The 1,425-nt window shown below is 64.4% G+C and carries 1 protein-coding gene; it reads right to left on the bottom strand.

Annotated features, from left to right (window positions below):
• Window positions 1-79 precede the first annotated feature (79 nt).
• Window positions 80-1,342 carry a group II intron reverse transcriptase/maturase gene (gene ltrA, locus AB0B76_RS58960; protein ID WP_360395202.1) on the bottom strand — a complete coding sequence of 421 codons (1,263 nt, stop codon included), beginning with the start codon at window positions 1,340-1,342 and terminating at the stop codon, window positions 80-82.
• Window positions 1,343-1,425: the final 83 nt, after the last annotated feature.

Raw genomic sequence — 1,425 nt, 5'->3', positions numbered from 1 at the left:
AGGTCGAGTAGCCGGGAGGAGTCTCACCTCCCGGCTCTCACAGATCTGGGCGTGACAGTCTCCCGTCACCCAGCTCTTGTCATCCTGTCTGCCAGGCGGCGCGGACCCATGCCCAGTGGGCGAAGAGTTTCGGGTACTGGCTGGTGATGCGTTGCCAGCACGCCATCGCCTTCGTGTGGGACCGCAGCCGTTTGTATTTCTTGCGGATCCAGCGCACCAGGTAGGCGTTGATGCGCCCGAGGAGGGGACACAGCGCGGAGCGGTAGAACGCTCCGTAGTACTGGGTCCAGCCGCGAATGATCGGGTTGATCTTCTTTGCGATCTCGCCGATGGTGAGGGGTGTTCTGCGGTGCAGCCGCCAGCGGCGGACCTCTCCGCTGATCTTCTTGAGGGCGTCGGTGCTGATCGCGGGCAGGAACGAGGTGAACTTCTCGCCGTGCCTGCTGCGCGCCGCGCGGGCGCGGAACGTGAACCCCAGGAAGGTGAACGACGTGTGCTCGTAGCTGTCTCGCCGGTCACCGTCCTTGCAGTACACGATCCGGGTTTTGGTCGGGTGCAGTTGCAGCCCGACCTGGGCCATCCTGTCCGCGATCGCGGCCCGGATGTGTTGGGCCTGGCGTTCGCTGACGCAGTGCACGACCGCGTCGTCGCAGTAGCGTTCGAACGGGACGGACGGGTATTGCCGGGCCATCCAGGCGTCGAACGCGTAGTGCAGGAACAGGTTTGCCAGCACAGGAGAGACCGCTGACCCTTGCGGGGTGCCGCGGTCTCGCTGCTGCACGCTGCCGTCGGGTAGTGCCAGCGGGGCTTGCAGCCACCGCTTGACGTAGAGCACTACCCATGGCTGGTCGGTGTGTGCCGTTACCGCTTTGACGATGAGGTCGTGGTCGACGCTGTCGAAGAATTTCTGGACATCGAGGTCGATGACCCAGTTCCTGCGCCAGCTTCGTTGCCGGCATGCCGCTACCGCGTCCAGTGCCGAGCGTCCCGGCCGGTAGCCGTACGAATCCGGGTGGAAGATCGGTTCGACCTTCGCCTCCAGCCTCCGCGCTACCACCGTTTGCGCGATTCTGTCCGCGACGGTGGGCACGCCGAGCATTCTCGTCCCATCGCCGTGCGACTTCGGTATCTCCACCGCTTTGACCGCCGGTGGGAAGTAACTGCCCGAGGACATGCGATTCCAGATCCGGTAGAGATTGTTCTTCAGATCCTTCTCAAAGCCCTCGATGGACTGCCCGTCCACCCCGGCAGCGCCCTTGTTCTCCCTCACCTGCCGATACGCCTCCCACACCTCGATCTTCGAAATGTCGAACGGCTTGCCTGGCAGTTTCAACTCGTCCATGGGGCTCCTCCCGGATGCCGGTTGGCCACACGAACAAGCCACGGATGACCCGGCCCCTTCGCTCCGACCCCACCGCGCCCAGC

The sequence above is a fragment of the Dactylosporangium sp. NPDC049140 genome (genome assembly GCF_040648435.1).
This window is presented reverse-complemented; position numbering and strand designations above follow the sequence as displayed.